The sequence below is a fragment of the Rhizobium cauense genome (assembly GCF_019511525.1).
GTDB classification, from domain to species: Bacteria; Pseudomonadota; Alphaproteobacteria; order Rhizobiales; family Rhizobiaceae; genus Rhizobium; species Rhizobium cauense.
This window is the reverse complement of record NZ_JAEUAT010000001.1, coordinates 536,127-562,109: the sequence shown is the minus strand read 5'-3', so window position 1 is coordinate 562,109 and position 25,983 is coordinate 536,127. Positions and strand designations below refer to the sequence as shown.

Here is a 25,983-nt window from a genome sequence, read left to right as displayed (position 1 = left end):
TTGCCTCAATGGTGGAGGTCGATCGGCGTCTGGTAAAAGACGTCGTTGTCGGGCGGGATGGCCTGGCGTTCGATTAGCCGGTGCACTTGTGGCAGTTGTTCGCTTCGATGGAGCGCCCGCAGCCGTTCAATGTTTTCCGCATCGGCTTGCGTGCGGCGCTGATTGTGCCTGATGTATTCGACCCAGGTCGGCGTGTGGTAGGTCTCCGTCCATCGTCCAGGTTTTTCAAGATCGCGCATCAGCGCCCAATTGCGGGCGCCATCGCGAATGCGGATGCGTCGCCGTTCGCCCATCAGAGCCAGAAATTCGGGAACATCCGCATCCGCGATTTCGTAGTCGATCTGGACGACGATCGGACCGCTGCGCGGGGCAATATCGAGGCCGAGTGCTGGCTCGACGAAACGGTTCAGTGGGTCGAGGTTGAGCGAGGCGAAAGCCGGCATCGCAAAGCGAACACCGACGACAATGCCGAAGAGCATCACAAGGGCAGAGATCAGCAAGGCGTCGGAAACGCCATATCGGTCGGCCGTTACACCCCAGAGCCAGCTGCCACCGGCGATGCCGCCGAAAGTCACCGTCTGATAGAGCGAGAGGGCGCGGCCGACGACCCAGCGCGGCGTCGACAGTTGGACGATTGTGTTGAATAGCGAAAGCGCCAGCACCCAGCACGCGCCTGATATCACCAATCCGACACAGGTCAGTGCGGCAATTGGACTGAAGGCGGCGATCGCCGCGCTCATGGCAAAGCCGGCGAAGGAAATACGCACGATTGTCTCGCTCGAAAACCGTTCGCGCAGTCGATCATTCAGCATCGCGCCACCGATCGCGCCAATACCGAAGGAGCCGAGCATCAGGCCGTACGTCAGTGGCCCGCCGACAACAAGGTCGATCGCCACAACAGGCAGCAGTGCGAGAATGGAACTGGCGCTAATCCCGAAGACAAGGCCGCGCAGCAGTACTTTCTGCAGGTTGGGCGACATGGATACATAGCGAAGGCCGGCAAACACTGCGCTGCCCAGCGTCTCTCGCGGAAGCGTCGAGACCGGCAGGCCGGGTTTCCAGCGTGTCAGCGCGTAGATGAGGGCGAAATAACTCATTGTGTTGACGGCGAATGCCGCTGCCGCGCCGCCCGCCGCGACGATCACGCCGCCGATCGCCGGGCCGACGCTGCGCGTGATGTTGAAGCCGACGCTGTTCAGCGTGACCGCACCGGGCAAATCCGCGCGCGGTACCATGTCGCCGACCGAAGCTTGCCATGACGGGTTGTTTAGCGCCGTGCCGCAGCCGATCAGGAACGTGAAGAAGAGGAGCAGCCAGGGCGAAAGCCAGCCGAAATAGGCGGAAACGCTAAGCAGGGCCGAAACCGCCAACATGAAGTATTGTGCGGTCAGCATCACACGGCGACGATCGAAGCTGTCGGCAAGGGCGCCCGATACGATCGAGAACAGCATGATCGGCAGTGCCGTCGATGTCTGCACGAGTGCGATCATATCCTCTGATGCCGAGATGGTCGTCATCATCCAGGCGGCGCCAACCGCCTGGATCAGCCCTCCGAAGTTCGAAGCAAGGCTTGCAAACCAGATCGTCCGATAGGTCTCGTGCCGCAGCGGCGCCAGTGTCGACGAAGTATAAGGCACGATTCCTCCCGATGCCGGTCCCTCCTAGCCAATATACGCCGGAAGAGGCCGCTGGCTACCTCAAGGCGCTGTCGGGCCATAGCTTGGTGACGGACCTTGCATTTTTGTAGAAACGGGCCTATATGGCTCTCAAATCTTGATCGTTTTGATGAAGAGTGGGCCGCAAGGACCCGCTCTTTTTTATTACCGCGATCATCCAAATGCAGAAAATTGCGAGGAGCGCATCGCTTGTCGGATCCGACGAACGCCAACAATGAACTCGAGCCGCGGCTGATCACGGAGACTGGTCTCGATCAGCGCCTTGCTGATATCATCGAGCCCGTGCTTGTCGACCTGGGCTACCGTCTGGTCCGCGTACGCATGCTCAACCAGAACGGCGCCACCATGCAGATCATGGCCGAGCGCAACGATGGAACGATGGACGTCGAAGGCTGTGAAGAGGTCTCGATGGCCGTTTCTCCGGTTCTCGATGTGGAAGATCCGATCGATAGAGAGTATCATCTGGAAGTGTCTTCGCCCGGTATCGACCGCCCGATGGTGCGGAAGTCCGATTTCGTGCGCTGGCAGGGGCACCTTCTGAAGTGCGAAACGTCGATCATGGTCGGCAACCGTAAGCGCTTCCGGGGCAAGATCGTTGCAACCGACGCAAACGGTTTCACGCTCGAGCGTGATCAGGTTTCCGAGGGTGAGGAACAGAATATCGTCATTCCGTTCACGGCCCTTGCCGATGCGAAGCTCATTCTGACCGACGATCTGATCCGTGATGCACTGCGCGCCGACAAGCTGGCGAAGGCAGAGGCCGCGAACCAGAACGAAGCGGAAGACGAAGAATAAACCGATCAACAAGCGGCGCCAGGGACGGGAACCCGGTAAGCCAAGACGGAGAGATAAGACAATGGCAGTCAGTGCGAACCGGCTCGAACTTCTGCAGATTGCAGATGCAGTGGCGCGCGAAAAGGTCATCGATCGCGAGATCGTCCTTGCCGCAATGGCCGATGCGATCCAGAAGGCCGCGCGCTCCCGCTACGGCACCGAGTCCAATATCCGCGCCGACATCAACCCGAAGACCGGCGAAATCCGCCTTCAGCGTCTGCTCGAAGTTGTCGACAAGGCCGAAGACTATTCGACCCAGATCCCGCTCGAACTGGCGCGTGACCGCAACCCGGACGCAGCCCTTGGCGATTTCATTGCGGATCCGCTGCCGCCGATGGATTTCGGCCGTATCGCTGCCCAGTCTGCCAAGCAGGTTATTGTCCAGAAGGTTCGCGAAGCCGAGCGTGACCGCCAGTTCGACGAGTTCAAGGACCGCGTCGGCGAAATCGTCAACGGGACCGTCAAGCGCGTCGAATACGGCAACGTCATCGTCGACCTCGGCCGTGGCGAAGGCATCATCCGCCGCGATGAAATGATCCCGCGCGAAAACGTCCGCTATGGCGATCGCGTCCGCGCATATGTCTACGACGTCCGTCGCGAGCAGCGCGGCCCGCAGATCTTCCTGTCGCGCACGCATCCGCAGTTCATGGTCAAGCTCTTCACCATGGAAGTGCCTGAGATCTACGACGGCATCATCCAGGTGAAGTCGGTTGCCCGCGATCCGGGTTCACGCGCCAAGATCGCCGTGATCTCGAACGATAGCTCGATCGATCCGGTCGGCGCCTGCGTCGGTATGCGTGGTTCGCGTGTTCAGGCCGTTGTCGGCGAACTCCAGGGCGAAAAGATCGACATCATTCCATGGTCGCAGGACCCGGCGACCTTCGTCGTCAACGCCCTGCAGCCGGCCGAAGTCGCCAAGGTCGTTCTCGACGAGGATGCCGAGCGCATCGAGGTCGTGGTTCCGGACGAGCAGCTGTCGCTGGCCATCGGCCGCCGCGGCCAGAACGTTCGCCTGGCATCGCAGCTGACCGGCTGGGACATAGACATCATGACGGAAGCCGAAGAGTCCGAGCGCCGTCAGAAGGAATTCAACGAGCGCACCAACCTGTTCATGGACGCGCTCGACGTTGATGAGATGGTCGGTCAGGTTCTGGCCTCGGAAGGCTTTGCCGCTGTCGAAGAGCTTGCTTACGTTGATCTCGACGAAATTTCCTCGATCGATGGTTTCGACGAGGACACCGCGCAGGAAATCCAGACCCGCGCACGCGAGTATCTCGAAAAGCTCGAAGCCGAGATGGACGAGAAGCGCAAGTCTCTCGGGGTTTCCGACGAACTGCGTCAGATTGACGGCATGACCGCTCAGATGATGGTCGCGCTCGGCGAAGACAGCATCAAGACGGTTGAGGACTTTGCCGGCTGCGCTGCCGACGACCTCGTCGGCTGGTCGGAGCGCAAGAACGGCGAGACGAAGAAGTTCGAGGGGCTGTTCTCGAAGTTCGACGTTTCTCGTGTCGAAGCCGAACAGATGATCGTTCAGGCTCGCCTTGCTGCTGGCTGGATCACGGAAGAAGACCTCGCTAAGGACGCGGAAGCCGAAGAGGCTCCCGAGGCCGAGCAGGAAGTGTGATGTCCGCGCATGAGCCGACCGTTTCTCCTGAGGACGACGATCTTGCAGGATATGACGTGAATGGTCGCATGTGCATCGTGACGCGCGAAAGCGGATCGCCGGATGAGTTGATCCGCTTCGTCGCTGCTCCCGATGGGACTGTTATCGCGGACCTGAAGCGGCAGCTTCCGGGCCGGGGTTGCTGGGTCAAGCTCGATCGCTCGCTGGTCGACAAGGCGGTGGCAAAGAAACTTTTCGCCCGCGCTCTGAAGGCGGACGTGAAGGCGGACGCCGATCTCGGCGGAACCGTCGAAAAGCTGCTTGCACAGCAGCTGATGCAGATGATGAACATGGCTCGCAAGGCGGGCCAGTTCGTTACGGGCTCCGCGAGAGTGGATGCCGCAGTCAGGAGTGGAGCCACGATTGCCGTGTTCCACGCAACGAATGCCGCCGAGGATGGCGTGAGAAAAATAGACCAGGCCCGCAAGGCCTGGCATCTCGGAATGGAAACCGAGGAAGAAATACCTTCCTTCCGTCTCTTCTCGGAGGACGAAATGGAAGGGGTGATGGGCCAGAACACTTTTATCCATGCTGCAGTGCTTGCAGGGCAGGCGGGTGAGGGTGTAGTGAAGCGCGCAAAGATGCTCGAACAGTACCGTAGTGGCGGTCAGTCCCGGGCACCGGGCGGCGCTGGCCGGCAAAAACAATGATACGGTCACCGGCATTGTCCGGCTGCTACATCATTGATCGACACTATTTGAACGACAGGGCTTGATGACGTCATCGCTCCCTGTCCGAAGGAACGGGAACGAATGACCGATAGCAATGACGACAAGACACTGAACGGACCGGGCAAGAAGACTCTGAGCCTGAAGCCGTCGGGAATGAGCCAGGGCACCGTGCGCCAGGATATGGGCCGCGGCCGCACCAAGGCGGTCGTTGTCGAGACCCGCAAGCGGCGTCCGATGCGTCCGGAAGACGAGCGCCCGATTACCCCAGTAGGCTCTGCCGCCCCGGTACGCACCGAAGCCGCTCCGAGCGTGCATCAGCCGCGCGCTCCGCAGGCGCCGCAGCCGCGCATCCAGCCGGCCGGCGGCCAGCAGTCGCGTCCGCAGCAGCCGTCTTCTCAGCCCCCGCGCCAGCAGGATCGCCCCCGTCCGGTGGTTCTGAACCATCTGTCGCCCGAGGAAATGGATGCACGCCGCCGCGCGCTCGCTATGGCGCAGGTTCGCGATGCCGAAGATGCGGTTCGCCGCGCCGAAGAAGAAAAGCGTCGCGCCGCTGAAGAAGCCGCGCGCCAGGCAGCAGAAGCTGAAGAAGCCAAGCGCCTCGCTGCCGAAGAAGCGGCAGCTCGTGTGGCGGAAGCCGCTGCCGCTGTTGAAGCTCCGGCTGAAGTTGCAACGCCCGCTGCTGTCGCGCCGCGCGCTGAATCCCCGCGTGTTCAGCCGTCGGCTCCCGCAGCACGACGTCCCGATGGTGCACCGTCGCCTGCCCAGGCGCGTCCTGCGCCGGGTGCCGCTGCACCTGGACCTGCCGGTCGCGGTCGCCGTGAGAATGATGACGATGATCGCGGCGCACCGCGTGGCGGCGCTCCGGCGCGTGGCCGTGTCGTGCGGCCGGAACCGGCAAAGCCCGTTACCGCCCGTCCGAAGGGCGACGATGGTCGCCGCCAGGGCAAGCTGACGATCACCGCTGCGAGCACAGACGACGACGGCAATGCCCGTGGCCGTTCGATGGCAGCCATGCGTCGCCGCCAGGAAAAGTTCCGCCGCAGCCAGATGCAGGAAACCCGCGAAAAGGTTGTTCGCGAAGTTATCCTGCCTGAGACCATCACCATTCAGGAACTGTCGCAGCGCATGTCCGAACGCGCCGTCGACGTCATCAAGTACCTGATGAAGGAAGGTCAGATGATGAAGCCGGGCGACGTCATCGACGCCGACCTCGCCGAACTCATCGCCGGCGAATTCGGCCACACCGTCAAGCGCGTTTCGGAATCTGACGTCGAACTCGGTATCTTCAATGTCGCCGACGAAGAAGGCGATCGCGTTTCGCGTCCGCCTGTCGTGACTATCATGGGTCACGTCGACCACGGCAAGACCTCGCTGCTCGACGCCATCCGCCATGCCAACGTGGTTGCTGGCGAAGCCGGTGGCATCACCCAGCATATCGGCGCCTATCAGGTCGAACAGAACGGTCAGAAGATCACCTTCATCGACACCCCCGGCCACGCCGCCTTTACGGCAATGCGTGCCCGTGGTGCGCAGGCGACCGACATCGCGATCCTCGTCGTTGCAGCTGACGACAGCGTCATGCCGCAGACGATTGAATCGATCAACCACGCCAAGGCCGCCAACGTGCCGATTATCGTGGCGATCAACAAGGTCGACAAGCCGACTGCCGATCCGCAGAAGGTGCGTACGCAGCTCCTGCAGCACGAAGTTTTCGTGGAATCGATGGGCGGTGAAGTTCTCGACGTCGAAGTTTCCGCCAAGACCGGCCTTAACCTCGACAAGCTGCTGGAAGCCATCCTGCTGCAGGCCGAAATCCTGGACCTCAAGGCGAACCCGAACCGTACGGCGGAAGGTACGGTCATCGAAGCCCAGCTCGACCGCGGCCGTGGTTCGGTTGCCACGGTTCTCGTTCAGAACGGTACGCTGAAGCCGGGCCAGATCATCGTCGCTGGCGATGTCTGGGGGCGTGTCCGCGCGCTAGTCACAGACAAGGGCGATCATGTAAAGGAAGCCCCGCCGGCCATGCCGGTCGAGGTACTTGGCCTTTCCGGTACGCCGCAGGCAGGTGACAGGTTTGCGGTCGTCGAAAACGAAAGCCGCGCCCGCGAGATCTCCGAATACCGCCAGCGTCTCGCTCGCGACAAGGCCGCTGCCCGTCATTCGGGCCAGCGCGGCTCACTGGAACAGATGATGACGCAGCTGCAGTCCGCAGGCGTCAAGGAGTTCCCGCTGGTCATCAAGGGCGACGTGCAGGGTTCGATCGAAGCGATCGCTGGTGCGCTCGAAAAGCTCGGTACCGACGAAGTTCGTGCCCGCATCGTTCACTCGGCTGTCGGCGGTGTGACGGAATCGGATATCTCGCTTGCCGAGGCATCGGGTGCCGCGATCATCGGCTTCAACGTCCGTGCGAATGCGCAGGCCCGCACGCTGGCGGAACGCCAGGGCATCGAAATCCGCTACTACAACATCATCTACGATCTGGTGGATGACGTGAAGGCGGCGATGTCGGGCCTGCTGTCGCCAGAGCGTCGCGAAACCTTCCTCGGCAATGCCGAGATCCTCGAGGTGTTCAACATCACGAAGGTCGGCAAGGTCGCAGGTTGCCGCGTCACCGAAGGCAAGGTCGAGCGTGGCGTCGGCGTTCGTCTCGTCCGCGACCATGTCGTCATCCACGAAGGCAAGCTCAAGACGCTCAAGCGCTTCAAGGATGAAGTCTCGGAAGTGCATTCCGGCCAGGAATGCGGTATGGCTTTCGAGAATTACGAAGACATCCGCGCCGGCGACACGATCGAATGCTTCCGCGTCGAGCACATCACGCGTACGCTTTGATCGCCTGATACTGGAAATTTGGACGGGCGCCGGATCAACTGAGGCCGGCGCCCGAACCTTTTGAGGCAAAGAAAAATGGCAACAAGACCAACAACCTCCGCACCTTCGCAGCGCATGCTGCGCGTCGGCGAGCAGGTTCGCGCCGCTATCACGCAGGTTCTGCAGCGCGGCGAAGTGCGCGATGACGTGATCGAGAAGACCGTCATTTCCATCTCCGAAGTCCGCATGTCACCAGACCTGAAGATCGCGACGGCCTATGTGACGCCGCTCGGCGTTTCGGATCATGATGCGGTGATCGCTGCGTTGAACCGCAATGCAAAATACATCCGTGGTCGCCTCGGTTCGCAGCTGCGACAGATGAAGTACATGCCGGAGGTCCGCTTCCGCGACGATACGAGCTTCGACAATTACAAGAAGATTGACGAGCTGCTCCGCTCGCCCGAGGTGAGCCGCGATCTCGACCACGGCGATACCGAAGAAGAATAGTAGAAGAGACTGATGTCCAAACCACGTAAACCGAAGGGCCGTCCGATTTCGGGATGGCTGATTCTTGATAAGCCGGTCGATTTCGGCTCCACAGAAGCCGTTTCCAAGATCAAGTGGCTGTTCAAGGCGCAGAAGTGCGGTCACGCCGGCACGCTTGACCCGCTTGCGTCGGGCATGCTGCCGATCGCCCTTGGCGATGCGACAAAGACCGTTCCCTACGTGATGGATGGCCGCAAGATCTATGAATTCACGGTGACCTGGGGCGAGGAGCGTGCAACGGACGATCTTGAAGGCGATGTAACGCAGAGCTCCGAGAAGCGCCCGAGCGAACAGCAGATCCGCGACCTCCTGCCGAAATACACAGGTGTCGTCAATCAGGTTCCGCCGCAGTTCTCCGCGATCAAGATCGCAGGTGAACGAGCCTACGATCTGGCGCGCGATGGTGAAGCTGTCGAGATTCCGTCTCGCGAGGTAGAGATCTTCCGGCTGACGCTGTTGTCCTGCCAGGATGCCAATACGGCGCATTTCGAAGTCGAGTGCGGCAAGGGTACCTATGTACGGGCGCTGGCGCGTGATTTTGGTCGCGAACTCGGCTGCTACGGCCATATCTCGGGCCTGCGTCGTAGTTTTGTCGCGCCCTTCGCCGAAGAAACCATGATCCCGCTTGCGGATCTCGTCGCGCTTGAGGCGATGGAGGACGCGGACGAACGCCTTGCCGCGCTGGATGCGCTTCTGATCGACACCAGCGAAGCGCTCTCCTCGCTGCCGCACCTCGTCGTCAACGACGACCAGGCACACAGGTTGAAGATGGGCAATCCGATCCTCGTGCGTGGTCGTGATGCGCCAGTTGCAGAAAGCGAAGCCTACGCCACGTCCCGCGGCAAGCTGATCGCGATTGGCGAGATCGGCCAGGGCGAATTCCGTCCAAAGCGCGTTTTCGGCTGAGATCGCGATAAACCACTGGTTTCGGTCCTATGTGGGCCGAACAAAACCACAGATGGCAAATGTCAACATTTGCCGTTGGGATATGTTTCCCTGATCCGGGCCGTGGGGCCTTCAGATCAGGGAGACAGTCATGCGCAGAATTGCAGCCGGCATCCTGATATTCTTCTCGGCGGTTTTGATGGCCGTCAACGCTTACTCCGCAGAGCGCTGGGCAACGCTGCCAGCTTTCCCGCCAATGCCAGCCGCAAGGACGAGCGGCATGGCTACCGTCAACGACATCACGATGTACTACGCCGAATACGGTGAGGGCGAACCGATCCTGTTCATCCACGGCGGACTCGGCAGCGCCGACGTCTGGGGCTATCAGGTGGCCGAGTTTGCCAGGGATCATCGGGTGATCGTCGCCGACAGCCGCGGGCATGGCCGCTCGACGCGCAGCGGGCAACCGTTCGGCTATGACCTGATGACCTCAGATTATGTCGCTTTGCTCGACTATCTGAAGCTCGACAAGGTGACACTTGTCGGCTGGTCGGACGGCGGCATCATCGGCATCGACATGGCGATGAAGAATCCGGAGAAGCTGAAGCATGTGATAGCGCATGCCGCGAACGTGACCACTGACGGCGTGAAGCCGGATGTGATGACCAACAAGACTTTCAACGAATATATCAGTGTCGCCGGCGAGGCATACAAGAAGCTGTCGCCGACCCCAAATGAGTACGAGGCGTTCGTCAAGCAGATCTCTGGGATGTGGGAGAGCCAACCAGCTTGGACGGCCGACGATCTTGGCAAGATCAAGGTACCAGTCACCCTGGCGATCGGCGATCACGACGAGGCGGTCAAGCTCGACCATACCGAGATGATGGCTAAGCAAATTCCGGGCGCGAAGCTGGTGATACTCAAGGACACGAGCCACTTCGCCATGCTGCAAGATCCCGACGGCTATAATGCCATGATCCGCGAGGCGATCGCTGGAAAGTGACAAGTGGGCCATCTGCGGCATGCCTCTTTCCATTGCAGCGCATTTGGTTTATAGGCAGCGCCAGCAATCGGGCTCTGTCCGGATGCATTCGCGGCCAAAGCTGGACGACATCCCGGCTTTTGGCGACCTAATCTCCTCTCATAGAAAGGAACATCCGATGTCGATTACTGCTGAGCGCAAGACGGCTCTTATCAAGGAATACGCAACGTTCGAAGGCGACACCGGTTCTCCGGAAGTTCAGGTTGCCATCCTGACCGAGCGTATCAACAACCTGACCGGCCACTTCAAGGACCACAAGAAGGATAACCATTCCCGCCGTGGTCTGCTGACGATGGTTTCCAGCCGCCGCTCGCTTCTTGACTATCTCAAGAAGAAGGACGAAGGCCGCTACACCAAGCTGATTGGCAGCCTGGGTATCCGCCGCTAATAATTTTTCGGCGGGCGCTCCTCCTTGGGACGCCCGCCGGATTTTTTCGGGGAACCTTTCCCCACCCGCCACCCGTGGCGGATTGCCCGGCAGCCCCGGATGGGCCGGTTCTGCCAAACCAACCGTTGACCTGTCATGGGGCAGGATTGCCGGATGCTTTCGGCCAGAGCTCGAGGGGCTTTGGCCCGGTCTCTTCCGGGACCGTCGATGCAAAGCCTCCTGTTGTCTTGCCCATGATGCGTCACACCGATTGCGGTTGACCGTGCGCCGTGCCGTGGAAGGCGAGGCGCATGTTCCTGCATTGAAGGAAGACAAGACATATGTTCGATACTCATAGTGTGGAAATCGAGTGGGCAGGCCGCCCGCTGAAGCTCGAAACCGGCAAGATCGCTCGTCAGGCTGACGGCGCTGTTCTCGCGACCTACGGCGAAACCGTCGTTCTGGCGACCGTCGTTTCCGCCAAGGCGCCGAAGCCGGGCCAGGACTTCTTCCCGCTCACCGTCAACTACCAGGAAAAGACCTACGCAGCCGGCAAGATCCCCGGCGGCTATTTCAAGCGCGAAGGCCGTCCGTCGGAAAACGAAACCCTCGTTTCCCGCCTGATCGACCGCCCGATCCGCCCGCTCTTCCCGGAAGGCTACAAGAACGACACCCAGGTCGTCGTCACCGTCATCCAGCATGACCTCGAAAACAACCCGGACATCCTGTCGATGGTTGCCACCTCGGCTGCCCTGACGCTATCAGGCGTTCCCTTCATGGGCCCGGTCGGCGGCGCCCGCGTCGGCTACATCAACGGCGAATACGTTCTGAACCCGCATCTCGACGAGATGGAAGAATCGGTTCTCGACCTCGTCGTCGCCGGTACGCACGATGCCGTCCTGATGGTCGAATCCGAAGCCAAGGAACTCAACGAAGAAGTCATGCTCGGCGCCGTCATGTTCGGCCACAAGGGCTTCCAGCCGGTGCTCGACGCGATCATCAAGCTCGCTGAAGTGGCTGCCAAGGAGCCGCGCGACTTCCAGCCGGAAGACTACTCCGAACTCGAAGGCGAAATGCTGAAGCATTTCGAAGCCGAGCTTCGCACCGCCTACAAGAACACGCAGAAGGCTGAACGCTACGCTGCCGTCGACGCCGTCAAGGCGAAGGTCAAGGCACACTTCCTGCCGGAAGAAGGCGAAGCCAAGTACACGGCCGAAGAAGTCGGCGCGATCTTCAAGCACCTGCAGGCGAAGATCGTTCGTTGGAACATCCTCGACACCAAGAGCCGCATCGACGGCCGCGACCTCGAGACTGTTCGTCCGATCGTTTCGGAAGTCGGCCTCCTGCCGCGCACCCACGGTTCGGCCCTCTTCACCCGCGGTGAAACCCAGGCCATCGTCGTTGCCACGCTCGGCACCGGCGAAGACGAGCAGTACGTCGATTCCTTGACGGGCATGTACAAGGAAAACTTCATGCTGCACTACAACTTCCCGCCCTACTCGGTCGGTGAGACGGGTCGCATGGGTTCTCCGGGCCGCCGCGAAATCGGTCACGGCAAGCTTGCATGGCGCGCCATCCACCCGATGCTGCCGTCGCCTGAGCAGTTCCCCTACACGCTGCGCGTCGTCTCCGAAATCACCGAGTCGAACGGCTCGTCCTCGATGGCAACCGTTTGCGGCACCTCGCTGGCACTCATGGACGCAGGCGTTCCGCTTGCCAAGCCGGTTGCCGGTATCGCCATGGGTCTGATCCTCGAAGGCGACCGTTTCGCCGTTCTCTCCGACATCCTCGGTGACGAAGACCACCTCGGCGACATGGACTTCAAGGTTGCCGGTACCGCAGACGGCATCACCTCGCTGCAGATGGACATCAAGATCGCCGGTATCACCGAAGAGATCATGAAGGTTGCGCTCAGCCAGGCTAAGGGCGGTCGCGCCCACATCCTCGGCGAAATGGCCAAGGCCATCACCGAGAGCCGTGGCCAGCTCGGCGAATTCGCACCGCGCATCGAAGTCATGAACATCCCGGTCGACAAGATCCGTGAAGTCATCGGCTCCGGCGGCAAGGTCATCCGCGAAATCGTCGAAAAGACCGGCGCGAAGATCAACATCGAAGACGACGGCACGGTCAAGATCGCGTCCTCGTCCGGCAAGGAAATCGAAGCGGCCCGCAAGTGGATCCACTCGATCGTTGCCGAGCCTGAAGTTGGCCAGATCTACGAAGGAACGGTCGTCAAGACCGCCGACTTCGGCGCGTTCGTCAACTTCTTCGGCGCCCGCGACGGCCTCGTCCACATCTCGCAGCTCGCTTCCGAGCGCGTTGCCAAGACGCAGGATGTCGTCAAGGAAGGCCAGAAGGTCTGGGTCAAGCTCCTCGGTTTCGACGAGCGCGGCAAGGTTCGCCTGTCGATGAAGGTTGTCGATCAAGCAACCGGCCAGGAACTCCCGGCTGCTGAAAAGTCCGAGAAGAAGAAGGAAGATGCGGCTGAGTAAGCCGCGCCTTTCAAACCATTCGAGGGCGTGGGAGTTTTCCCGCGCCCTTTTTGCATCCGAAGGCGAGAAGAGATCATGAGCCGCGAAACCCTGAAGACCCTGTTTCACCCGTTCGCCAGCGGCACCGTCGATGCGCCGGGCGAGGGCGAGCGCGTCCTCTTCCTCGGCGCCGAGGCAGGCTTCGCCCTGCCGGAGGGGTTCACGGCCTCGCTGAGCGCCGTACAGGGCTTCCGGACACTCTATAGGCAGCTTCTGTCCCAGCGCATCGAAACCACGCCAGAGATCGAAGGCGAGGACTACGATGCAGCGCTGGTCCTCTGCAACAAGCACAAGGGCGAGAACGAAGCCAATATCGCCGCCGCGCTTCAGCGCGTGAAGGCGGGTGGCTTGATCGTCATCGCCGGCGGCAAGGAGGATGGCATCCAGTCGCTTCGCAAGCGCATGGAAGGCTTCGGCCTCGAGATCGAGCACATGCCGAAGTATCACGGCGTCGCCCTGTGGTTTGGCCGCCCGGCCGATGTCAGCGAGATTGTCGGCAAGTTTGCCAAGCCGCCCGTACGCGTCGATGGTCGCTTCGTGGCTGCAGCCGGCATGTTCTCGCACGACCGCATCGACGACGGCTCCGAGCTTCTTGCCTCGCGCCTGCCTGCAGATTTCACCGGTGACGTCGCCGATTTCGGCGCTGGTTGGGGGTATCTCTCCGTCGAGTTGGCGCGGCGGTCTCCGGGCGTCAGCCGCCTTGATCTCTATGAGGCCAACTACGCGGCACTGGAGGCGGCGAAGGCCAACCTGGAGGAGAATTGCCCTGACGTGCCCGCGCGCTTCTCCTGGCACGATCTTGCCAGCGAGCCAGTCAAGGACAAGTACGATCTCATCGTCATGAACCCGCCGTTCCACGAAGGGCATGCCGCGGAGCCGTCGCTCGGCCAGGCGATGATCAAGACCGCAGCCTCATCCCTGCGAGGCGGGGGACGCCTGCTTCTCGTCGCCAATCGCGGATTACCTTACGAGCCAGTGCTTGCCGCCAGCTTCCGCGAAAGCGGCGAAACCTGCCGCAACGCCCGCTTCAAGGTCTTGTGGGCGAAGAAATAAGGCCTAGGGTACCTCGTCCGCACATTCGCGTCCGAGGTCGCCTTGCTTGTTTCAGAGCGTCATCATGACACTGCCCTTCACCTTGAGCGGCAGCTTCTGCGCAATATCGTGCTGCTGAAGCAGCTATCACTCTTCCCCGAAGATACGATTGCGCATCGCGTCTCGGATCGAGTCGGCTCGGCATGTCTTGTGCTCCTCAAGGTTTCCGTCAGTCCGTATGATCGGGACGCTTATGCCGAGGCGGATTGGGTCGCTTTTATCTCAAGCGACGCTCCGACCCTTACGGAGCGACTTCTTGAGCATGTGCCGGAGAATGTCGGTGTTGTGTTCAAGGTCGCGAACGACGCCGACCGGCTCGTGATTGCAAAGCGCTACGCAACAGAGCAGAAAGCTTGCTATCTATCCTACACCGGCAAGGGCCAAGTCGAGCGCGATGTCGATGTGGCTGTCACCGCCACACCCGGCAGCGCTGTTCTGGACATATTCGAGAAGCAGGGGCATGCCCGCAGCTGGCTGCAAGCTCTACTCGATGCTGGTGAGGTTTTTGTGTGCATCCTTGGCCCAAAGGACCAGCCGCAATCACTCTGCTTCGTCTTCCGGAACTATGGGGCGGTCTGGGAGATTGGCGGCGTCTTTACCGCTGAGAATTCGCGTGGCCGAGGTCTCGCGGGCAAGGTCGTCCGCACGGCTCTGGCTGAACTCGCCATAAGAAGCCTGCTCTCGCGCTATCAAGTCAGCGCCGACAACAGCGCATCAATTCGCGTTGCCGAGAAGCTTAGCATGCAGCCCTTCATGACGCTTACGCATCATCTTCGCAGTCCTGTGGAATCCAAGCAAACATAGGGCGGCACCGGCCTTGAAGGGCCGGCGCCGAGAGAACTACTCGACATCCGCCGTTTGCAACGCGTCGAGCGTCGGCATCGACGTGATGTTGAAACCGGCGTCGACGAAATGGATTTCGCCGGTAACACCCGCGGAGAGGTCCGAGAGGAGGTAAAGGGCGGAATTGCCGACCTGGTCGATCGTCACGGTCTTGCGCAGCGGCGAATTACGCTGGTTCCAGGACAGGATCGCACGAGCATCGGAAATGCCGGCGCCGGCGAGCGTCCGGATCGGACCCGCGGAGATCGCGTTGACGCGAATACCTCGCGGACCGTAATCCGCAGCCAGGTAGCGCACCGATGCCTCAAGGGCGGCCTTCGCAACACCCATGACATTGTAGTTCGGGATGACACGCGTCGAGCCGTTATAGGTCAGCGTCAGCATCGAACCACCCGCATTCATCAGCGGTGCGCAACGGTTGGCGATTTCCGTGAAGGAGAAACAGGAGATCACCATCGTGCGGCTGAAGTTGTCGCGCGTCGTATCGGCGTAGAGGCCTTTCAATTCGCTCTTGTCGGAGAATCCGATGGCGTGAACGATGAAATCGAGGCTGCCCCAGCGTTCCTTGATTGCGTCGACGACGGTATCGACCGACGCGATATCTTCGACGTCGCACGGCAGCAGGAAGTCCGAACCAACCTCTGCCGCCAACGGCTTGACGCGCTTGCCGAGCGCATCGCCCTGGTAGGTGAACGCAAGCTCGGCGCCCTGTGCGGCTAGTGCCTTGGAAATTCCCCAGGCGATCGAATGGTTGTTCGCGACACCCATGATGAGGCCGCGCTTACCCTGCATAATTCCAGTCATATTATTATCCGTTGTAGCGCTGGAAGACGAGCGTGGCGTTGGTGCCGCCAAAGCCGAAGGAGTTGGAAAGCGCGATGTCGATCTTGGCGTCGTCGATACGCTTGCGAACGATCGGAACGCCGTCGAATTCCGGGTCGAGCTCGGTGATGTGGGCGCTCTCGCCGATAAAGCCGGCCTGCATCATGAGCAGCGAGTAGATCGATTCCTGAACACCGGCAGCGCCCAGCGAGTGGCCCGTCAGCGACTTGGTGGACTGGATGTGCGGGATCCTGTCGCCGAAGACTTCGCGGATCGCGCTGATTTCCTTGCTGTCGCCGACCGGCGTCGAGGTGCCGTGCGTGTTGACGTAGTCGACATCGCCCTTAACCGTTGCGAGCGCCTGGCGCATGCAGCGGATCGCGCCTTCACCCGACGGAGCAACCATGTCATAGCCGTCGGAGGTCGCGCCGTAGCCGACGATTTCTGCGTAGATCTTGGCGCCGCGCGCCTTGGCATGCTCCAGCTCTTCCAGAACCAGCACGCCTGCGCCGCCGGCAATCACGAAGCCGTCGCGGGTGGCGTCATAGGCACGCGAAGCCGTTTCGGGCGTATCGTTGTACTTCGACGACATGGCGCCCATGGCGTCGAACAGGTTCGACATCGTCCAGTCGAGGTCTTCGTGGCCGCCGGCGAACATGATGTCCTGCTTGCCCCACTGGATCATCTCGGCGGCATTGCCGATGCAATGCGCGGAGGTCGAGCAGGCTGACGAGATCGAATAGTTGACGCCGTGGATCTTGAACCACGTGGCGAGCGTCGCCGATGCGGTCGAAGACATCGCCTTCGGCACGGCGAACGGGCCGATGCGCTTCGGGCTGTTGTTCTTGATGGTGATCTCGGCGGCTTCGATCAGCGTGCGGGTCGACGGACCGCCGGAACCCATGATGATGCCGGTGCGCTCGTTGTTGCTGATATCGCTTTCTTCCAGGCCGGAATCTGCGATCGCCTGCTTCATCGCGACATGGTTCCACGCGCCGCCCTGGGAGAGGAAGCGCATGGCGCGGCGATCGACCAGATCGGTCGGATCCAGCGAAGGGCGACCCCAGACCTGGCACTTGAAGCCGTGCTCGGCAAAATCGTTGGAGAAGGAAATGCCGGACTTGGCATCGCGCAGCGACGCAGTGACCTCGGCGGCATCATTGCCGATCGAGGAAACAACACCCAGACCCGTGACAACTACCCGTCTCATGTGTTTCGACCTTTTCGTTTTTCTAACTTGGAAAGCCGGGCATGGATGCCCGGCGCAATCAGGCTTCTTTGTCCTTGGACAGGCCGACGCGCAGGTCGGTGGCCTGGTAGATGGTTTCGCCGTCAGCCTTCAGCCAGCCATCCGCGGTGCCGAGAACAAGGCGGCCGCGCATGACGCGCTTGAAATCGATGCCGTATTCGAGGAGCTTCGTCGTCGGCCGGATCATGCCCTTGAACTTCACTTCGCCGGTTGAAAGCGCCATGCCGCGCCCGGGCTCGCCAAGCCAGCCGAGGAAGAAGCCGGTCAGTTGCCACATGCCATCAAGGCCAAGGCAGCCGGGCATAATCGGGTTGCCCTGGAAGTGGCAGGGAAAATACCAGTCGTCAGGCTTCACGTCGTACTCGGCGCGGATATAGCCCTTGTCGAAGGCGCCGCCCGTTTCGGAGATGTCTGTAATGCGATGAACCATCAACATCGGCGGAAGCGGAAGCTGTGCATTGCCGGGGCCGAACAGTTCGCCGCGGCCGCAGGCCAGAATTTCCTCGTAGTTGAAGCTGGATTGTTTCGTCGCCATGAAAACTCTAATTCCCCCCGCCGCTATGCCGATGGATGTGAACGTTTAGTCCAAGTTCAGCGGAAAATGAAGCATAAGCATGACTGAGAGCTTCACCCACCTTCGAAGGACCGGCTGCGCGCCTTATCTGGTGGTCGCATACAGGAAGGCCAAGCCCCCGGCCAGCACTAATTGCGCCAAAAGCCCGATTTTGCGGCACTTTTGCATTCTTTGTCCCCATTGAAACTATTGAAACACTTTTGCGCAAAAGTTATATGGCTAATGAAACCTGATTGCTTGACGCTAGATTAACCGGAGTTTGTCGGATGGCGGCAGAAGCCCCGCTTACCATTGAGGTACGGCTGAGAGACGCTGGGCTGCGTCCGACGCGGCAGCGCGTCGCGCTGGGTGATCTGCTGTTTGCCAAGGGTGATCGGCACCTGACGGTTGAAGAACTCCACGAAGAGGCCGTGCAGGCGGGCGTGCCGGTATCGTTGGCAACCGTCTACAACACGCTGCACCAATTCACCGAAGCCGGCATGATCCGCGTTCTCGCGGTCGAAAGCGCCAAGACGTATTTCGACACCAACGTCTCCGACCATCATCACTTCTTCATCGAAGGCGAAAATGATGTGCTCGATATTCCGGTCAGCAATCTGACAATCGGCAATTTGCCAGAGCCGCCGGAAGGTCTCGAAATCGCCCACGTCGACGTGGTGATCCGCCTGCGTCCCAAGCGGCGCTGATTTCACATTACATCGTCGGGATGCCGACCGGGCTTGGCCTTGTAGGTTGGAAAGGTCCAGCCGAAATAGAGCGCGCCGCCACGCACGGAGAACGCCGCGATGACTCCGATAGCGGAGGCTGCGTAGAGCGGCAGGTCTAGGGCATTGGCAGCCGTAAAGATACCGCCCCCTATGAGCGCGGCGGTGATGTAGATTTCTGGCCGCAACAGAACCGACGGCTCATTCGCCAGGAGATCACGGAGGATGCCGCCGAAGGTCGCCGTCAGTGTGCCTGTCACGATGGCGATGATCGGCGAACCCGTGGCGGCAAGGCCCTTTGCTGCACCCATCACGCAATAGGCGGAGAGCCCGACGGCATCGAGCCAGATCAGCCAGCGATAGCGCGACTCGACCAGGTGGGCGGTAAAAAACACCAGGATACCGACGATGCAGCAGATGAGGACATAGACCGGGTTCAGAACCCAGAACACCGGTACGCGGCCCAGGATGATGTCGCGCACCGTGCCGCCGCCTGTCCCGGTGACAAACGCGAAAAAGAGGAAACCGATCAGGTCGAGCTGCTTACGCGAGGCTGCAAGCCCGCCTGTCGCCGCAAAGAGCGCGACGCCGGCATAATCCAGGTAGACGAACGGCGGCATTCAGTCCTCCAGAACCGACGTGTATCTTTGCAAAGTATGAATCACGGCGGCAAGGGCGGCGCAAGGCGGATCATGCAAACTGCGCGGCCAACAGCGTCCTTATCCGACCAAAAGAGAAGTCCCTCGTGAAAACGCTCCTGATCGCTTTGAACATTGCCGTGCTGCTCGCCGCGCCGGTCGCGGCTTTTGCCCAACAATCTCTTATCTCGGACCCGGAGATCTATGAGAAGAAGCACTTTCAGGAACAGTGCACCAAGGCCGAATTTTCGGACAGCTACGTCATCCGCCAGGATATCAACAATGACGGCCTTATCGACGCCGTCGTCAACGAGGGCGAGTTGACTTGCGACGGCGAAAAGGGGCCGCAGTGCAATGACGACGGTTGCACCTACAATTTCTATCTGCAGGTCGCCGAGGGCGGCTATTTCATGATCGCGACCGCCCAGATCTATGGCTATGATTTCGTGAAGCGCTTCGGCAACATGGTGCTTGCGATGAAAATGCACCCTCGCTTCTGCGATCGCCCGGATGCCGACAGGGAGAAGGAGCCATGTGTCGTCACGGCTCGTGTGCGCGGCACCAAGTTTGTGACGATCTCCAAGAAGTAGCTCGCTCAGCCGGGGTAGAGTTCAGACGTGCGACCGGCAAGGTAGTAGCCGACGAGCCCGAACCATTCGCGGATCGCCGTCGCTAGGTTCTGGGAATTGCGGCTCGGCTGCGTGAAATCGAGACCAAGCCCCTCCCGTCCGTCCGTTCGGTAGTCCGTCGGCCACGGTATGATCTCGATGCCAAGCTTGCGGAAGATGCCGACCGACCGCGGCATGTGATAGCCCGAGGTGATCAACAGGCAGTTCGAAAGCCCTTGGCCTGCAAGGAGTTCCTTGGTGTTCATGGCGTTCTCGAAGGTTGTTCGCGAGGTCGTCTCTTCGACCAGGCGCTCCCGGTCGATTCCGAACATCGGAAAGAAGCGCGCTGAAATCACCGCGTCGCCTTCATAGACCCCGGAGATCGATCCGTCGCCGCCTGAAATCAGGATGCGAGCCTGCGGATATTTCTGCGCCAGCCGCACCGCTTCAACAAAACGATCGGCGCGCCGGCATTGAGCTCGATGCCGTGGCGGGCGGTATTCACCTCATTCTCGAAAGCGCCGCCGAGCACGATTATGCACTGCAGATCCGCCGGATCCTGAGGCTTGGCAAAACGGTCCTCCAGACCCTGGAGAAGGTAGTTGCCGGTGGTCGTGTAAAGCGTGACGAACAGGATGAGGCCCGCAGCTGCCGATGAAACGAGGCTTGTTGCGCGCCAGCGGACAAGGCCTGCTACCAGGGCAAGCACGACGAAAAGAAAAGCGAGCGACAAGGGCTGGCCGAACACCCAGACGAGTTTTGAAAAGAGAAACAAGGATGTGCTCCTTCAACGGATTCTGCGACCCCTCTACCTGATTCGGCGGAGTTTTATTGCGACCGTGACTTCGTATGCGTCGGAGAGTGTGGCGCGGCGTTGAACCGGCGCTGCGTCCGCTTCGGAATCAAAAGGCTGGCGAGTGCAACCAGCATTGCAAAAACGGCGATCAGCCAAAGCGCCGCCGCCCCGGCGATTTGCGTCAGCAACGCCCCGACAATGGCCCCCGCCAGCATGCCGACCCATGGCACGATCTGGATGGTCCAGTCCATTCGGTTGTCACCGATAATCCAGCGCCCAAGGCCGCGTCCGAAACGCGAGAGAGCGCCGGTCACATAGGTCAGCCCGATTGGCAACCCTTCGATCTGCTCCACCGCTGCGTTCACCATCCCCATGGAAGCGACGATAATGTAGAAGCGTGGTATCGCCAGGCTGTCGGCCGCCATGAGCGAAGCCGTAGCCAGCACGATGCTGACACATGCGAGCACAACAAACGTCCGGCGCTCCGCGAAGTGCGCGATCACGATACCGGCAGCATTCCCAAGCACGAACACCATGATAGCCGAGAGAAGAACAACAGCGTGTCGCAGGTTTCCCTCCCCGAGCGACAAGGCGGCACGGGTTGTGTTCCCCGTCATGAAGGACACGAAGTCCCCGGTCAGAGCAAGGCCGGTCGCATCCGTCATGCCAGCCAGAAAGGAGATCGCGCCGGCGAGCGTTAAGCCCGTTGCCGTTCTACGCGTATGAATCAGCCGCCGTCGTCTGTCTCGTGTCATCGAACCATCGCTCCAAGCACATGGGCCTGACCGTCAGCATAGATTCAAGCGCTGAAGAATTCGCAAAATACCAAGTGGTCAACTAGCCCGGCAGGCACCAGGGACATGATGGATTGCGATACGGTCGGACAGGTGTCCGGCTAGAATGTCTTCACACGCTGGTAGGCATTCCCTTCCCAGGTCGGAGTTCACCCGCTTCGCAGGTGTAGTTTTCGTCGGTTTCGGCCAGTCCAACGCCGAGGCCGTCAATGTTCGAATCGTCGAATGTGACGTAAATATCCGATTTGCGGATTTTTCGTTCCTGAAAGTCCTTCAGTATGAAAGCGAGACACTGCATGTTCTGCGTCGTGTTGCTGCGCTGAATGTGGCTCTCAATTTTGCGATTGATTTTCGAAAGCGGAAGAGTGTCCGCCTGAGCTGCGCCAGCAAACGGCAGCGCCGACAAGGCCAGAATGACGATCCGCATTAAACCCAACTTCATCATCTCCGGGTTCCTCGGCTGCTGTCACCATTTCATCGCCCACCAGAAAAGCACAGCTGCGATGATCACCACCGCAAGGACATTGAAAAATCGCGACAACATCAAGCTCTCCAAAAGGTTTAAAGAACAGATGCTGCAACCTTTGATGGATCAGGTCAACGGGAATATCACGGAGGTTAGGTCAGGTGTTGGACCGCCATGACAGGTGACGCATCCTCGCCAGGGAGATTGAGACGTGCTTGCAATCCTGACGCCAAACTCGTCGCAGGGAATCGGTACATTAACTAGATCTGCATGTCTGGAAGATTTGGTGGAGCTAAGCGGGATCGAACCGCTGACCTCTTGCATGCCATGCAAGCGCTCTCCCAGCTGAGCTATAGCCCCATCAAGGCAGTCCGGCTAGGCCGGTCCTGGGATGCTTCGCGAAGCGCTTGCCTCGCGGAGTGGCGGCTTATTACTTCCGGTTTTCGGAGATGGCAAGCCTAAAAAAATCGGCCCGGCGAAAATTTCTCGCCCGGGCCGACACTTGATCGATCAAACGTCTTCTTCGTCGCCGGTCACGCCGATGATGTCGCTCATGTCGTCGTCATCGTCATCTTCGTCCGCTTCGAGGAAGGTGTCGTCATCGTCATCACCTTCGATTTCGACATCGTCATCGCCCATGTCGGGGATGTCGTCGCCGGATGCGCCTTCATCGGCATCCTCGAGCGAAACCAGTTCGACTTCGGTGCTTTCGGTATCGACTTCCGTCACCTCATCTTCGTCCTGAGCGGCTTCCGCTGCTGCTGCAGCCGAGGTTTCTTCGAAGAAGGACAAGGGATAGGACTTGCCGGTGTAAGGGGAAACGATCGGATCCCGGTTCAGGTCGTAGAACTTCTTGCCGGTTTCCGGATCGGTACGCTTCGTTCCAAGTTCAGCTTTCGCCACTGTAAGCCTCGTGAGAATGGCCGAATCAAGATTCGGCAAATGCCGTGAAAACCGGCGTTCTATTCGGAATTTATAAGCCGGTCCCCATAATCGTTGCGCGACGGCATGTCAAAGCCAAACTTCATGCATCGCTCATGCGCGCCGGATGACCGGCGCCGCCATTTGTGGTAGTGAGCCGGCGATTGTTCATTTGCAGGACAGGCCGGGCGTCGGACCGGCTGCCGGAACGGGTGTCAGACAATGTACCAGCCGCCGCATTTTCGTGAGGAAGACTTGAGCGTCCAGCACGCCTTGATCCGGGCGCATCCGCTCGGCTTGCTGGTCACCGCGGGTGCTTCGGGCCTGATGGCGAATTCGGTTCCTATCCATCTGGATGCCGCGGCCTCCGAGAAAGGGGTCTTGCGTCTCCATCTCGCCAAGGCCAATCCGCAGTGGCGGGATATCGAGGCCGGTGCCGATGTACTTGCCGTTTTTCAGGGTGCTGATGCCTACATCACGCCGTCCTGGTACCAGACGAAGCAGGAGACCGGCAAAGTCGTGCCGACCTGGAATTATGCAATCGTGCAGGTGAGGGGCAAGGCACGCGTCATCGACGATGCGGGCTGGTTGCTTCAGCAGATCAACGCGATCACCACGCAACAGGAAGGGCCGCGCGACAGGCCCTGGGCGGTCGGCGATGCGCCGGATGAGTTCATCCGCGCGCAGTTGAAAGGAATCATCGGCGTGGAGATCGAGATTGCCGCGATCGAAGGCAAGTGGAAGGTAAGCCAGAACCGACCGGTTGCCGACCGCGAAGGAGTTGCTGCCGGACTCGGCGAGGAGGCCGGTCAGGCTGACATGATTGATCTTGTCCGCCGGTACGGTGGGCTGGCGGAGAAATGAACGGACCGATGACCTCCAGACACTTTACGATTGCCATCGATGGGCCGGCTGCTGCTGGAAAAGGCACGCTGTCGCGCCGCATCGCTGAGAACTACGGCTTTCATCATCTCGATACGGGCCTGACGTATCGCGCGACGGCAAAAGCCCTGCTCGACGCCGGCCTGATGCTCGACGACGAAGCGGTGGCAGAAAAGATGGCGCGCGAGGTTGAACTGGCGGGTCTCGATCGCGATATACTCTCAAAACACGAAATCGGCGAGGCAGCCTCGAAGATCGCGGTTATGCCCGCTGTGCGGCGTGCATTGGTGGAGGCGCAGCGGCGGTTTGCGGAGAAGGCGCCGGGGACCGTGCTTGACGGCCGTGATATCGGAACCGTCGTCTGCCCGGCAGCGCCGGTGAAGCTCTATGTGACGGCGAGCCCCGAGGTTCGGGCGAAACGCCGCTACGACGAAATAAGAGGCAAGGGAGGAATTGCCGATTTCGATGCCATTTTCGAAGACGTCAAGCGCCGCGACGAACGCGACATGGGACGGGCCGACAGCCCTTTGAAACCAGCTGATGACGCGCACTTGCTTGATACGTCGGAAATGAGTATAGAGGCCGCGTTTCAAGCTGCAAAATCGATCATCGATGCAGCGTTGAGCCGAAATACCTGAATTCGAGCGATTTGCCTGGGCGATGCCTGGGTCGCTTTTGAAGATTAAGCCTGAAATTCCGTCCAAGCGCCGGATTGCTTCCCGATAGGAGGCGGACTGGGTTCAGGCCCGTTCAACACGAACCAACCGGCGCATACATATCCGGATTCGGATATGCAGGAGATTACATGTCAGTAGCTACTCCCTCTCGCGAAGATTTCGCGGCCCTTCTCGAAGAATCCTTTGCCAAGCACGATCTGGCCGAAGGCTATGTCACCAAGGGCATCGTAACGGCAATCGAGAAGGACTCCGCCGTTGTCGACGTCGGCCTCAAGGTCGAAGGTCGCATCCTACTCAAGGAATTCGGCGCCAAGGCCAAGGACGGCTCGCTCAAGGTCGGCGACGAAGTCGAAGTTTACGTTGAGCGCATCGAAAACGCTCTCGGCGAAGCTGTTCTGTCGCGCGAAAAGGCTCGCCGCGAAGAGAGCTGGGTCAAGCTCGAAGCCAAGTTCGAAGCTGGTGAGCGCGTTGAAGGCGTTATCTTCAACCAGGTCAAGGGCGGCTTCACGGTTGACCTCGACGGCGCGATTGCCTTCCTGCCGCGTTCGCAGGTCGACATCCGTCCGATCCGCGACGTTACCCCGCTGATGCACAACCCGCAGCCCTTCGAAATCCTCAAGATGGACAAGCGTCGCGGCAACATCGTCGTATCGCGTCGTACGGTTCTGGAAGAATCCCGTGCCGAGCAGCGTTCTGAAATCGTTCAGAACCTCGAAGAAGGCCAGGTTGTTGACGGCGTCGTCAAGAACATCACCGATTACGGTGCGTTCGTTGACCTCGGCGGCATCGACGGCCTGCTGCACGTCACCGACATGGCATGGCGCCGTGTGAACCATCCGTCGGAAATCCTGTCCATCGGCCAGCAGGTCAAGGTTCAGATCATCCGCATCAACCAGGAAACCCACCGCATCTCGCTCGGCATGAAGCAGCTCGAGTCGGATCCGTGGGATGGCATCCAGGCCAAGTATCCGGAAGGCAAGAAGATCTCCGGTACCGTCACGAACATCACCGACTACGGTGCGTTCGTCGAGCTGGAGCCGGGCATCGAAGGCCTGATCCACATCTCGGAAATGTCCTGGACCAAGAAGAACGTACACCCCGGCAAGATCCTGTCCACGAGCCAGGAAGTCGAAGTCGTCGTTCTCGAAGTCGATCCGTCCAAGCGTCGTATTTCGCTCGGCCTCAAGCAGACCCTGGAAAATCCGTGGGCGGCATTCGCTCGCAACCATCCGGCCGGCACTGAAGTCGAAGGCGAAGTCAAGAACAAGACCGAGTTCGGTCTGTTCATCGGCCTCGACGGCGATGTTGACGGCATGGTTCACCTGTCGGATCTCGACTGGAACCGTCCGGGCGAGCAGGTCATCGAAGAGTTCAACAAGGGCGACGTCGTCAAGGCTGTCGTTCTCGATGTTGACGTCGAAAAGGAGCGCATCTCGCTCGGCATCAAGCAGCTCGGCAAGGACGCTGTCGGCGAAGCAGCCGCTTCCGGCGACCTGCGCAAGAATGCAGTCGTTTCCTGCGAAGTCATCGCAGTCAACGATGGCGGCATCGAAGTGAAGCTCGTCGACCACGAAGACATCACCTCGTTCATCCGCCGTGCAGACCTGTCGCGCGACCGCGACGAGCAGCGTCCGGAACGCTTCTCGGTTGGCCAGGTTGTTGACGCCCGCGTCACCAACTTCTCCAAGAAGGACCGCAAGATCATGCTGTCCATCAAGGCTCTGGAAATCGCAGAAGAGAAGGAAGCTGTTGCTCAGTTCGGTTCGTCCGACAGCGGCGCTTCGCTCGGCGACATCCTCGGCGCGGCTCTGAAGAACCGCGGCGGCGAATAATCGCTAGCCTCAGGCTTGAAGAACAAAAGAACCCGCCGGAGCGATCCGGCGGGTTCTTT

25 protein-coding genes, 1 tRNA gene and 1 pseudogene are annotated in these 25,983 nt (G+C 60.2%); 17 read left to right on the top strand and 10 right to left on the bottom strand.

From position 1 onward, the window contains the following. Nucleotides 1-5: 5 nt before the first annotated feature. Complete coding sequence (locus tag JNB88_RS02775) at nucleotides 6-1,637, bottom strand: MFS transporter (protein ID WP_220354197.1); 1,632 nt, start codon at nucleotides 1,635-1,637, stop codon at nucleotides 6-8. A 228-nt stretch (nucleotides 1,638-1,865) separates the two neighbouring features. Between JNB88_RS02775 and rimP the strand changes: the two genes are divergently transcribed. The 11 genes from rimP to JNB88_RS02720 all read left to right on the top strand — a co-directional run bounded on the left by rimP (nucleotide 1,866) and on the right by JNB88_RS02720 (nucleotide 14,922). Next, nucleotides 1,866-2,471 (top strand): ribosome maturation factor RimP, encoded by a 606-nt coding sequence (gene rimP, locus JNB88_RS02770; protein WP_037131128.1) that lies wholly within the window; start codon nucleotides 1,866-1,868, stop codon nucleotides 2,469-2,471. A gap of 61 nt (nucleotides 2,472-2,532) precedes the next feature. Beyond that, nucleotides 2,533-4,137, top strand: a complete 1,605-nt coding sequence (nusA, locus tag JNB88_RS02765) for a transcription termination factor NusA (RefSeq protein ID WP_037131126.1) — start codon at nucleotides 2,533-2,535, stop codon at nucleotides 4,135-4,137. Then, complete coding sequence (locus tag JNB88_RS02760) at nucleotides 4,137-4,826, top strand: RNA-binding protein (protein WP_220354196.1); 690 nt, start codon at nucleotides 4,137-4,139, stop codon at nucleotides 4,824-4,826. The genes nusA and JNB88_RS02760 overlap by 1 nt, the downstream gene beginning before the upstream one ends. A gap of 102 nt (nucleotides 4,827-4,928) precedes the next feature. Then, the gene (gene infB / locus JNB88_RS02755) at nucleotides 4,929-7,676 is read left to right on the top strand and encodes a translation initiation factor IF-2 (RefSeq protein WP_220354195.1); all 2,748 of its coding nucleotides are present in this window, start codon (nucleotides 4,929-4,931) and stop codon (nucleotides 7,674-7,676) included. Nucleotides 7,677-7,751: 75 nt separating this feature from the next. Then, nucleotides 7,752-8,162: a 30S ribosome-binding factor RbfA gene (rbfA, locus tag JNB88_RS02750; protein WP_037131120.1), complete on the top strand. Its 411-nt coding sequence runs from the start codon at nucleotides 7,752-7,754 to the stop codon at nucleotides 8,160-8,162. Between the two features lie 12 nt (nucleotides 8,163-8,174). Continuing rightward, the gene (truB, locus tag JNB88_RS02745; RefSeq protein WP_220354194.1) at nucleotides 8,175-9,107 is read left to right on the top strand and encodes a tRNA pseudouridine(55) synthase TruB; all 933 of its coding nucleotides are present in this window, start codon (nucleotides 8,175-8,177) and stop codon (nucleotides 9,105-9,107) included. A gap of 130 nt (nucleotides 9,108-9,237) precedes the next feature. Beyond that, on the top strand, nucleotides 9,238-10,089 hold the full coding sequence (locus tag JNB88_RS02740) for an alpha/beta fold hydrolase (protein WP_220354193.1): 852 nt from the start codon (nucleotides 9,238-9,240) through the stop codon (nucleotides 10,087-10,089). Nucleotides 10,090-10,246: 157 nt separating this feature from the next. Beyond that, the gene (gene rpsO / locus JNB88_RS02735) at nucleotides 10,247-10,516 is read left to right on the top strand and encodes a 30S ribosomal protein S15 (protein WP_016552226.1); all 270 of its coding nucleotides are present in this window, start codon (nucleotides 10,247-10,249) and stop codon (nucleotides 10,514-10,516) included. Nucleotides 10,517-10,836: 320 nt separating this feature from the next. Beyond that, complete coding sequence (gene pnp / locus JNB88_RS02730) at nucleotides 10,837-12,987, top strand: polyribonucleotide nucleotidyltransferase (protein ID WP_220354192.1); 2,151 nt, start codon at nucleotides 10,837-10,839, stop codon at nucleotides 12,985-12,987. A gap of 75 nt (nucleotides 12,988-13,062) precedes the next feature. Next, complete coding sequence (locus tag JNB88_RS02725) at nucleotides 13,063-14,079, top strand: class I SAM-dependent methyltransferase (RefSeq protein WP_220354191.1); 1,017 nt, start codon at nucleotides 13,063-13,065, stop codon at nucleotides 14,077-14,079. Nucleotides 14,080-14,121: 42 nt separating this feature from the next. Continuing rightward, the gene (locus JNB88_RS02720) at nucleotides 14,122-14,922 is read left to right on the top strand and encodes a GNAT family N-acetyltransferase (RefSeq protein WP_220354190.1); all 801 of its coding nucleotides are present in this window, start codon (nucleotides 14,122-14,124) and stop codon (nucleotides 14,920-14,922) included. Nucleotides 14,923-14,958: 36 nt separating this feature from the next. Here the strand turns inward: JNB88_RS02720 and fabI are convergent, their stop codons facing one another. Genes fabI through fabA form a run of 3 tightly spaced genes read right to left on the bottom strand, consistent with a single transcriptional unit; the run spans nucleotide 14,959 to nucleotide 17,567 of the window. Continuing rightward, nucleotides 14,959-15,765, bottom strand: coding sequence for an enoyl-ACP reductase FabI (fabI, locus tag JNB88_RS02715; RefSeq protein WP_220354189.1), 807 nt, complete (start codon nucleotides 15,763-15,765; stop codon nucleotides 14,959-14,961). A gap of 4 nt (nucleotides 15,766-15,769) precedes the next feature. Continuing rightward, nucleotides 15,770-16,993 (bottom strand): beta-ketoacyl-ACP synthase I, encoded by a 1,224-nt coding sequence (gene fabB / locus JNB88_RS02710; protein WP_037131103.1) that lies wholly within the window; start codon nucleotides 16,991-16,993, stop codon nucleotides 15,770-15,772. Nucleotides 16,994-17,051: 58 nt separating this feature from the next. Next, nucleotides 17,052-17,567: a 3-hydroxyacyl-[acyl-carrier-protein] dehydratase FabA gene (gene fabA, locus JNB88_RS02705; RefSeq protein ID WP_016552232.1), complete on the bottom strand. Its 516-nt coding sequence runs from the start codon at nucleotides 17,565-17,567 to the stop codon at nucleotides 17,052-17,054. 305 nt (nucleotides 17,568-17,872) lie between these two features. Between fabA and irrA the strand changes: the two genes are divergently transcribed. Beyond that, entirely contained in the window at nucleotides 17,873-18,292 is a 420-nt protein-coding gene (gene irrA, locus JNB88_RS02700) for an iron response transcriptional regulator IrrA (RefSeq protein WP_037131101.1), read from the top strand. Nucleotides 18,293-18,294: 2 nt separating this feature from the next. Here the strand turns inward: irrA and JNB88_RS02695 are convergent, their stop codons facing one another. Beyond that, entirely contained in the window at nucleotides 18,295-18,930 is a 636-nt protein-coding gene (locus JNB88_RS02695) for a trimeric intracellular cation channel family protein (RefSeq protein ID WP_220354188.1), read from the bottom strand. Between the two features lie 125 nt (nucleotides 18,931-19,055). Here JNB88_RS02695 and JNB88_RS02690 point away from each other — a divergent pair, with 125 nt between their 5' ends. After that, complete coding sequence (locus JNB88_RS02690; RefSeq protein ID WP_220354187.1) at nucleotides 19,056-19,538, top strand: hypothetical protein; 483 nt, start codon at nucleotides 19,056-19,058, stop codon at nucleotides 19,536-19,538. 5 nt (nucleotides 19,539-19,543) lie between these two features. Here the strand turns inward: JNB88_RS02690 and JNB88_RS02685 are convergent. From JNB88_RS02685 to JNB88_RS02675, 3 genes and pseudogenes are all read right to left on the bottom strand, one after another. After that, a pseudogene (locus tag JNB88_RS02685) lies at nucleotides 19,544-20,331 on the bottom strand (YdcF family protein). A 53-nt stretch (nucleotides 20,332-20,384) separates the two neighbouring features. Further along, nucleotides 20,385-21,107 (bottom strand): YoaK family protein, encoded by a 723-nt coding sequence (locus tag JNB88_RS02680; RefSeq protein ID WP_220354186.1) that lies wholly within the window; start codon nucleotides 21,105-21,107, stop codon nucleotides 20,385-20,387. Nucleotides 21,108-21,258: 151 nt separating this feature from the next. Then, entirely contained in the window at nucleotides 21,259-21,573 is a 315-nt protein-coding gene (locus tag JNB88_RS02675; protein ID WP_223217065.1) for a hypothetical protein, read from the bottom strand. On the opposite strand from JNB88_RS02675, the gene JNB88_RS02670 reads away from it, so the two are divergent. Further along, nucleotides 21,560-21,790: a hypothetical protein gene (locus JNB88_RS02670; protein ID WP_220354260.1), complete on the top strand. Its 231-nt coding sequence runs from the start codon at nucleotides 21,560-21,562 to the stop codon at nucleotides 21,788-21,790. The two genes, JNB88_RS02675 and JNB88_RS02670, sit on opposite strands and share 14 nt — an antisense overlap. 106 nt (nucleotides 21,791-21,896) lie before the next feature. On the opposite strand, the gene JNB88_RS02665 is transcribed toward JNB88_RS02670, so the two are convergent. Beyond that, nucleotides 21,897-21,972 (bottom strand) — tRNA-Ala (locus JNB88_RS02665). A 150-nt stretch (nucleotides 21,973-22,122) separates the two neighbouring features. Then, nucleotides 22,123-22,515 carry a TIGR02300 family protein gene (locus tag JNB88_RS02660; protein WP_037131086.1) on the bottom strand — a complete coding sequence of 131 codons (393 nt, stop codon included), beginning with the start codon at nucleotides 22,513-22,515 and terminating at the stop codon, nucleotides 22,123-22,125. 240 nt (nucleotides 22,516-22,755) lie between these two features. Here JNB88_RS02660 and JNB88_RS02655 point away from each other — a divergent pair, with 240 nt between their 5' ends. From JNB88_RS02655 to rpsA, 3 genes are all read left to right on the top strand, one after another. Beyond that, nucleotides 22,756-23,397, top strand: a complete 642-nt coding sequence (locus tag JNB88_RS02655; RefSeq protein ID WP_220354185.1) for an FMN-binding negative transcriptional regulator — start codon at nucleotides 22,756-22,758, stop codon at nucleotides 23,395-23,397. Between the two features lie 8 nt (nucleotides 23,398-23,405). Further along, nucleotides 23,406-24,053, top strand: a complete 648-nt coding sequence (gene cmk, locus JNB88_RS02650) for a (d)CMP kinase (protein WP_220354184.1) — start codon at nucleotides 23,406-23,408, stop codon at nucleotides 24,051-24,053. A gap of 167 nt (nucleotides 24,054-24,220) precedes the next feature. Beyond that, complete coding sequence (gene rpsA / locus JNB88_RS02645; protein ID WP_018855368.1) at nucleotides 24,221-25,924, top strand: 30S ribosomal protein S1; 1,704 nt, start codon at nucleotides 24,221-24,223, stop codon at nucleotides 25,922-25,924. Nucleotides 25,925-25,983: the final 59 nt, after the last annotated feature.

What these genes read in the sequence shown, in the direction of transcription:
- fabI (WP_220354189.1), bottom strand. Translation starts at nt 15,765, where the DNA reads ATGACTGGAATTATGCAGGGTAAGCGCGGCCTCATCATGGGTGTCGCG.
- JNB88_RS02725 (WP_220354191.1), top strand. Translation starts at nt 13,063, where the DNA reads ATGAGCCGCGAAACCCTGAAGACCCTGTTTCACCCGTTCGCCAGCGGC.
- pnp (WP_220354192.1), top strand. Translation starts at nt 10,837, where the DNA reads ATGTTCGATACTCATAGTGTGGAAATCGAGTGGGCAGGCCGCCCGCTG.
- rbfA (WP_037131120.1), top strand. Translation starts at nt 7,752, where the DNA reads ATGGCAACAAGACCAACAACCTCCGCACCTTCGCAGCGCATGCTGCGC.
- JNB88_RS02740 (WP_220354193.1), top strand. Translation starts at nt 9,238, where the DNA reads ATGCGCAGAATTGCAGCCGGCATCCTGATATTCTTCTCGGCGGTTTTG.
- JNB88_RS02670 (WP_220354260.1), top strand. Translation starts at nt 21,560, where the DNA reads ATGACGATCCGCATTAAACCCAACTTCATCATCTCCGGGTTCCTCGGC.
- rpsA (WP_018855368.1), top strand. Translation starts at nt 24,221, where the DNA reads ATGTCAGTAGCTACTCCCTCTCGCGAAGATTTCGCGGCCCTTCTCGAA.
- truB (WP_220354194.1), top strand. Translation starts at nt 8,175, where the DNA reads ATGTCCAAACCACGTAAACCGAAGGGCCGTCCGATTTCGGGATGGCTG.
- JNB88_RS02680 (WP_220354186.1), bottom strand. Translation starts at nt 21,107, where the DNA reads ATGACACGAGACAGACGACGGCGGCTGATTCATACGCGTAGAACGGCA.
- JNB88_RS02760 (WP_220354196.1), top strand. Translation starts at nt 4,137, where the DNA reads ATGTCCGCGCATGAGCCGACCGTTTCTCCTGAGGACGACGATCTTGCA.
- rpsO (WP_016552226.1), top strand. Translation starts at nt 10,247, where the DNA reads ATGTCGATTACTGCTGAGCGCAAGACGGCTCTTATCAAGGAATACGCA.
- fabB (WP_037131103.1), bottom strand. Translation starts at nt 16,993, where the DNA reads ATGAGACGGGTAGTTGTCACGGGTCTGGGTGTTGTTTCCTCGATCGGC.
- infB (WP_220354195.1), top strand. Translation starts at nt 4,929, where the DNA reads ATGACCGATAGCAATGACGACAAGACACTGAACGGACCGGGCAAGAAG.
- JNB88_RS02675 (WP_223217065.1), bottom strand. Translation starts at nt 21,573, where the DNA reads ATGCGGATCGTCATTCTGGCCTTGTCGGCGCTGCCGTTTGCTGGCGCA.
- JNB88_RS02695 (WP_220354188.1), bottom strand. Translation starts at nt 18,930, where the DNA reads ATGCCGCCGTTCGTCTACCTGGATTATGCCGGCGTCGCGCTCTTTGCG.
- fabA (WP_016552232.1), bottom strand. Translation starts at nt 17,567, where the DNA reads ATGGCGACGAAACAATCCAGCTTCAACTACGAGGAAATTCTGGCCTGC.
- cmk (WP_220354184.1), top strand. Translation starts at nt 23,406, where the DNA reads ATGACCTCCAGACACTTTACGATTGCCATCGATGGGCCGGCTGCTGCT.
- nusA (WP_037131126.1), top strand. Translation starts at nt 2,533, where the DNA reads ATGGCAGTCAGTGCGAACCGGCTCGAACTTCTGCAGATTGCAGATGCA.
- irrA (WP_037131101.1), top strand. Translation starts at nt 17,873, where the DNA reads ATGGCGGCAGAAGCCCCGCTTACCATTGAGGTACGGCTGAGAGACGCT.
- JNB88_RS02655 (WP_220354185.1), top strand. Translation starts at nt 22,756, where the DNA reads ATGTACCAGCCGCCGCATTTTCGTGAGGAAGACTTGAGCGTCCAGCAC.